The following is a 6,066-nucleotide window of genomic DNA, read 5'->3' on the forward strand; positions in this document are numbered from 1 at the left end:
ATTTACAATTTGTTTTATGGCGCTTTTATTTAGAGTGTGTGCTGATCTTTGACATCCTCAAGCACATCATCGAGCTCTTCTGGATGCTTCATCAAATGAAGAATCGACAAAATCAGCCCGCCCCAAACAAAGACCATGGAGATAATCATCATAATGATTGCAAACTTATTCATACTGGTTCTCTCCTAGCGATCTTTCATTTTACTAAGTACCACAGCAATCACAGCACAGAACAACACACTGCCCCAACCAAAGATGCCCAGCAAACTTGCGCTATAAGTATCATAGCCATTTTTGATTAAATTATATACGGTCATGCTGAGCGTGGTTAACAAAATCAGCGACGTAATTACAGTTAAGGTGAAATCCCAGCCTTTACCTAATTGAATGGTCGAGATGCGATTAACGTGATCACGAAGCGCTTTGAGAGCAGTACGCTTAAACCATGCAACACTAATAATCGACAATAATGCACCGCCGATAATGCCAATATTGTTAATGAAATGATCGATAATATCGACCAGCTTGATGGCATTAACGCTTGAAAATAGAAAGATCGACACGACCGCACTGCCACCACCAATAATGGTCACGGCTTTTTTACGTCCCCACTTTAGCTTGTCTTGCATTGCTGCAATGGGAACTTCCAAAATACTGACCATCGAGGAAATACCGGCGACAAACAAAGACGAGAAGAACAGCAAACCAAAAAGATCGGCGCCAGCACCCAAGCTCGAAATAATTTTAGGAAACGCAATAAAGGCTAGCCCAATACCGCCACTGACCACCTCTTTGACTTCACTGCCTGCCGCATGCGCCATAAAGCCCAGTGCCGCAAAAATCCCGATTCCAGCCAAAATTTCAGTCGATGCATTGGCAAAACCTACAATCAGGCCCGATCCAGTAAGGTTGGTTTTGGGTTTTAAATACGATGCATACGTCACCATAATACCAAAGCCCACCGAAAGTGAGAAAAAGGTATGACCATAAGCTGCGAGCCAGACCTTATAGTCCATCATGGCAGCCCAGTTCGGGGTAAAAAATGCATTCAAGCCTTCGACAGCACCTGGCAATCGTAAGGACTGAATCACCAAAATGGTAAACAAAACAAAAAGCAATGGCATAAAGATCTTATTGGAGAGTTCTACGCCCTTTTTCACGCCACCATACAAAATAATCAAGGTCAGTGCCCAGATACCCAGAATTGGCCAGAACAAATGACTTACAAAAGTCAGATCAAGCCCCGATGCTTTGCTGGTTTGCAAATAAGTATTGAAGAAAAAATCTTCTGGATTACTGCCCCACATTTGACCGACGGAGAAGTAAATATAACTACCAGCCCACGTGAGTACACTGGCGTAGTACAGCCCAATCACGATACAGACACAGACCTGCCACCATCCAAGCGTTTCGCCGCCTTTAAATAATTTACGATAAGCTTTGGGTGGTGAACTGTTACTGCGATGCCCCACCGCATAATCGAGAAATAACAGCGGTAAACCTGCGGTAATCAGTGCCAGTAAATATGGAATTAAAAATGCACCACCGCCATTTTCGTAGGCCACATAAGGAAAACGCCAGATGTTGCCCAAGCCCACGGCAGACCCCACCGCAGCAATAATAAAACCTGATCGCGAGGACCAGTTTTCACGAGTATCAGTCATAATATAAATTCCCTGGTTTTTCTTGCTTAAATTTTTATTGATTACTGCAAGAAAAATACCACCTGTAAAATCTTGAACGTATTGATGGCAGCCTCGCTGGGTAAGCGTCACGACATACCCCAAACAGACAAAAAACTGTTCCTTCTTCCTTAAAGATGGTTCATGTGGTTTTTGTCTTTCTTATGCTTGAACAATACCTGTTTTTATCAAGATTTTCTCTTTTTTGATGCATTGATTCATGAACTGGATAATCATTTCAATCAGATTTGCCTATTTTTAAAGCAAAAATATATTTTTAGTCGATCTGTTGATCAGGCTGGCTTAACAGATATCACCATCTCAAAGAAAAAACTGTTCCACGTGGAACAGTTTTTGTACAGTGCTGGATACTCAAGCTTAGCCGTTTTTGATGACTAATAGGCGCTCTTCTTGCATATCCCGAACAGCGGAATGAATTCCTTCACGCCCTAAACCGGAATCTTTGACGCCTCCATAAGGCATGTTATCTACCCTGAAAGTGGGAATATCATTAATGATCACCCCACCCACCTGTAAATGCTCCCATGCATACAGCATTTTGTTTAGATTTTGAGTGTATACACCTGCTTGTAAGCCAAAACGACTGCGATTTATTTTGGCAATTCCCTGCTCAAAATTTTTGTATTTTTCTAAAATGGCAACAGGCCCGAAGGCTTCATCTTTATAAATCTCGAGATTTTCATCCACCTGTTCTAACAACGTCGCCTCAAATAAAACACCATTAAGTTCGCCACCTGCCAAAATTTTGGCGCCTTTCTTCTCTGCTTTGTCTATCCATTTTTTTAAGCGAACCGCTTCTTTTTCCTTGATCATTGGCCCAACTACTGTCGACTCCTGTGCCGGATCACCCGCTTTGAGTTTTTTAACTTTGGCCAGTAGTTTCTTTTTCAGCTCGGCATAAAGATCACTATGAACCAAAATACGCTGTACGCTAATACACACCTGCCCTGACTGACCGTATGCTCCCGCAATTAAACGATCAATCAAAGCGTCTGTTAGCGCTGTATCAGGCTCAATCATGACCGCAGCATTGCCACCAAGCTCAAGCGTAACCTTTTTACGGCCAGCTCGGGCTTTCATATCCCATCCCACCTGATCTGAACCAGTAAAACTTAGCATTTTAAAACGGTCATCAGTTACCAAAATATCTGCCGCACTGCGCTCACAAGGCAGTATCGACCACGCTCCTTGAGGCAGATCAGTTTCAGCCAAGATTTCAGCAATCTTGAGGGCACTAATAGGCGTCAAACTGGCTGGTTTGAGTACAAAAGGACAACCTGCCACAATGGCGGGTGCAATCTTGTGTGCGGTCAGGTTCAGTGGAAAGTTAAACGGACTAATCAGCGACAAAGCCCCAATAGGCACATGCTTCACCATGCCTTCATAAGCTGCCGCAACAGGCGTCACTGCCAGTGGCATCACCCGGCCAGCATCCATTTGCGTGGTCGCATCGGCCGCCAGTTGAAAGGTATTGATCAATCGCTCAACCTCAGCAGCGGCTGCAGCGCGTGGTTTGCCTCCCTCTGCTATTAAAATATCAGTCAGCAGCGCTTTTTCTTGCGTAAAACGTCGCACACAATGCAGTAAAATCTGCTGCTTTTGATACGGCTTAAGCGCTGCCATATCAGCTTCGGCTTGTACCGCTGCAACAGTCGCTTTTTCTAGGGTCTTGGCATCAGCGACTGCAACACGTGCATACACCTCACCGGTATATTTATGATGAACATCCAGCCATTGCCCGGTTTTACTGGCTTTTCCAGCCACATAAAGTGGATATTCGATTGGTTTTTTGGAGCTTGTTGTCATTCTGGTTCCTTATTGTCATCTATCGAATTTATAGATTCTTTCTGGCTTATGTGCTTATCATTATCGCTTTGAGTATGGAAATACACTGTGTTTCGGTAACAAAAAAAGACCTTTGGCAAAGCCACTCATCTGGCTTTTACGATCATTATGTTATTCAATCGAGTATTAAATGGCCCAGCATATTCTTTGCTCAGATGATTTCATCGGCAACAATTTCACGTATAATTGAAACTGTAATGTGCATTGGTTGATCAGCTTGATCAAGTCTTCTACTGTTGTCTCTATCAGGCCCAGCAGTTCTCCACCGTCATAAAAGATCATTCCTATGAAAGTTTTCTACTGTCACAATTGCCATCATCAGGTATTTTTTAACAATACCTTTTGTCAAAACTGCAATGCGTTGCTGGGCTATCAAGTGAATCGCAAGACGATTGGAACTTTTGATCGAATTGAAGAACTAAAGTGGAAAAGCCTGAATCCAGACGATGCAGGAGAGTTATATAAACCCTGCTACAACTACCACCATCATCATGCTTGTAACTGGATGGTTTCAGCAGATGACCCGAATATTTACTGTGAATCGTGTCGGCTTACGCATACGATTCCGGACTTATCCATTAACAACAGCACGATGTATTGGCATCGACTTGAACAAGCCAAACGCCGTTTTTTATATCTGACTCAACAACTCAATATCTTTCCACGTCCCAAAAAAAACGATCAGGATCGTTATGGTCTAAGATTTAATTTTTTAGTACCTTTGCCAAACCAACCCGTGATGACTGGTCATCATATGGGCACCATCACCCTCAATGCCAGTGAGGCTGATGTGGTTCATCGTGAAAAAACTCGACTCGATATGGGCGAAAACTATCGAACCGTTTTGGGACATTTCCGTCATGAAAGTGGGCATTATTACTTTGATGTCATGACCTATTTATATCCAGATTGGCTTGAAGAGTTTCGCTATTTCTTTGGCGATGAACGACTAGACTATGGCCAAGCGCTACAAGAATATTATGAAAATGGGCCAATCATGAACTGGCAAGAGTTTTATATCAGTCGCTATGCCTGTGCACATCCATGGGAAGACTGGGCTGAAACATGGGCGCATTATTTACATATGATGGATACCCTAGACACGGCTTATCATTCAGGTCTGTGTATCGAAGCCAATCGTAAAAACGATCCGGATATGCACTTCAAAGAATCACCGATTGGATCTGTCGACTTTGAGCATACCATTAACAACTGGTTTGCTTTAAGTTACTCACTCAATGCACTAAACCGAAGTATGGGATTGGGCGATGCTTATCCGTTTACTCTATCTAACGGGGTACTCGATAAATTACGATTTATTCATCGAACGCTGATGAAAGTTGCGCTCAAACCCGAAACTCGTAATCCTTCAGAGTTAATATAAAGATAAACATCATCCTCCATGACTGCGATTCAATCGAAAAGGTATTGAATCCTTACAAATTTGATCTAACGACACAGTTCACGTATAAAACTGCAACACGGTTGGGTAAAGGTATTGGTTAGTCTTGAAGCACTCATGACAACAACGAGACCAACAATGACCAAACATGTGCTTTTTATTACCTCAAATGCAGGTATCGAACATGACGAGCTGATCAAACCACTCGAATTTTTAAAATCAAAAGGTTTTGCTACACAGCATGCTGCTGAGCATCACAAAGCGGTTCAAACTGTTGTTGGAGATCAAGAATTAGGTGAAAAATATTCGCCAGATTTGGCTTTAGCTGATGTTGATCCCTCAGCCTACGACTTACTCGTCATTGCAGGTGGTACCGTCAATGCCGATTTATTGCGTTTAAATTCAGACGCGCTCAACATTATTCAACACTTTACCGACCAAGGAAAGCCCATCGCCGCGATTTGCCATGCGCCGTGGGTATTTATCAATGCAGAACGCATTAAAGATAAAAACCTGACGTCGTATAAAAGTATCCGACTAGATCTTGAAAATGCAGGAGCAAACTGGGTAGATGAAGCCGTTCATCGCTGCAATACAGGCGGATGGGTACTGATTACATCACGTAATCCAGATGATATTCCTGAATTTAACGCGGCAATTTTAAAAGAATTAAGTTAAGTGGTAGAAAGTTAATTGGTTTTCCACTTATTTTAGGCATAAAAAAGCCCCCTTAACGTATGTTAAGGGGGCTTAGTATTTAAAAGCTGGCGATGACTTACTCTCACATGGCTAACGCCACACTACCATCAGCGCGAAGAGGTTTCACTTCTGAGTTCGGGAAGGGATCAGGTGGTTCACTCTTGCTATTGTCGCCAGCAAACTGTTTATGGACATTTTCGGGTCTTATTCAGACTGTGGATTGTATTTCACAGTATGTGCCGTACTTTGTACCAAATGAGTTTAACGGATTGGACTATTGAGTCGGTATTTTATGTTCTAGCTTTCACTAAATCAAGTATTCGTATCGAATTTATCTTGATACAACAACTGTTTGGGTGTTGTATAGTCAAGCCTCACGAGCAATTAGTATTGGTCAGCTTCACATATCACTATGCT

General features: G+C 42.6%; 5 protein-coding genes and 1 rRNA gene. 2 read left to right on the plus strand and 4 right to left on the minus strand.

Annotated features, from left to right (window positions below):
• Positions 1–29 precede the first annotated feature (29 nt).
• From QLG00_RS06710 to QLG00_RS06720, 3 genes are all read right to left on the minus strand, one after another.
• Entirely contained in the window at positions 30–173 is a 144-nt protein-coding gene (locus QLG00_RS06710) for a methionine/alanine import family NSS transporter small subunit (protein ID WP_004933550.1), read from the minus strand.
• Positions 174–185: 12 nt separating this feature from the next.
• Positions 186–1,664 carry a sodium-dependent transporter gene (locus QLG00_RS06715; protein WP_004944572.1) on the minus strand — a complete coding sequence of 493 codons (1,479 nt, stop codon included), beginning with the start codon at positions 1,662–1,664 and terminating at the stop codon, positions 186–188.
• A gap of 396 nt (positions 1,665–2,060) precedes the next feature.
• Positions 2,061–3,509: an aldehyde dehydrogenase family protein gene (locus QLG00_RS06720; protein ID WP_004944566.1), complete on the minus strand. Its 1,449-nt coding sequence runs from the start codon at positions 3,507–3,509 to the stop codon at positions 2,061–2,063.
• Between the two features lie 325 nt (positions 3,510–3,834).
• On the opposite strand from QLG00_RS06720, the gene QLG00_RS06725 reads away from it, so the two are divergent.
• Positions 3,835–4,932 carry a putative zinc-binding peptidase gene (locus QLG00_RS06725; RefSeq protein ID WP_004944564.1) on the plus strand — a complete coding sequence of 366 codons (1,098 nt, stop codon included), beginning with the start codon at positions 3,835–3,837 and terminating at the stop codon, positions 4,930–4,932.
• Between the two features lie 156 nt (positions 4,933–5,088).
• A complete protein-coding gene (locus QLG00_RS06730) occupies positions 5,089–5,628 on the plus strand; it encodes a type 1 glutamine amidotransferase domain-containing protein (RefSeq protein WP_004944561.1) in 540 nt (179 codons plus the stop codon).
• 84 nt (positions 5,629–5,712) lie between these two features.
• Here the strand turns inward: QLG00_RS06730 and rrf are convergent.
• A 5S ribosomal RNA gene (rrf, locus tag QLG00_RS06735) occupies positions 5,713–5,827 on the minus strand.
• Between the last annotated feature and the right edge of the window lie 239 nt (positions 5,828–6,066).

Origin of the sequence: Acinetobacter sp. V89_7, assembly GCF_029967895.1 — a bacterium.
Taxonomy (GTDB): Bacteria; Pseudomonadota; Gammaproteobacteria; order Pseudomonadales; family Moraxellaceae; genus Acinetobacter; species Acinetobacter soli.

What these genes read in the sequence shown, in the direction of transcription:
- QLG00_RS06710 (WP_004933550.1), bottom strand. Translation starts at nt 173, where the DNA reads ATGAATAAGTTTGCAATCATTATGATGATTATCTCCATGGTCTTTGTT.
- QLG00_RS06715 (WP_004944572.1), bottom strand. Translation starts at nt 1,664, where the DNA reads ATGACTGATACTCGTGAAAACTGGTCCTCGCGATCAGGTTTTATTATT.
- QLG00_RS06720 (WP_004944566.1), bottom strand. Translation starts at nt 3,509, where the DNA reads ATGACAACAAGCTCCAAAAAACCAATCGAATATCCACTTTATGTGGCT.
- QLG00_RS06725 (WP_004944564.1), top strand. Translation starts at nt 3,835, where the DNA reads ATGAAAGTTTTCTACTGTCACAATTGCCATCATCAGGTATTTTTTAAC.
- QLG00_RS06730 (WP_004944561.1), top strand. Translation starts at nt 5,089, where the DNA reads ATGACCAAACATGTGCTTTTTATTACCTCAAATGCAGGTATCGAACAT.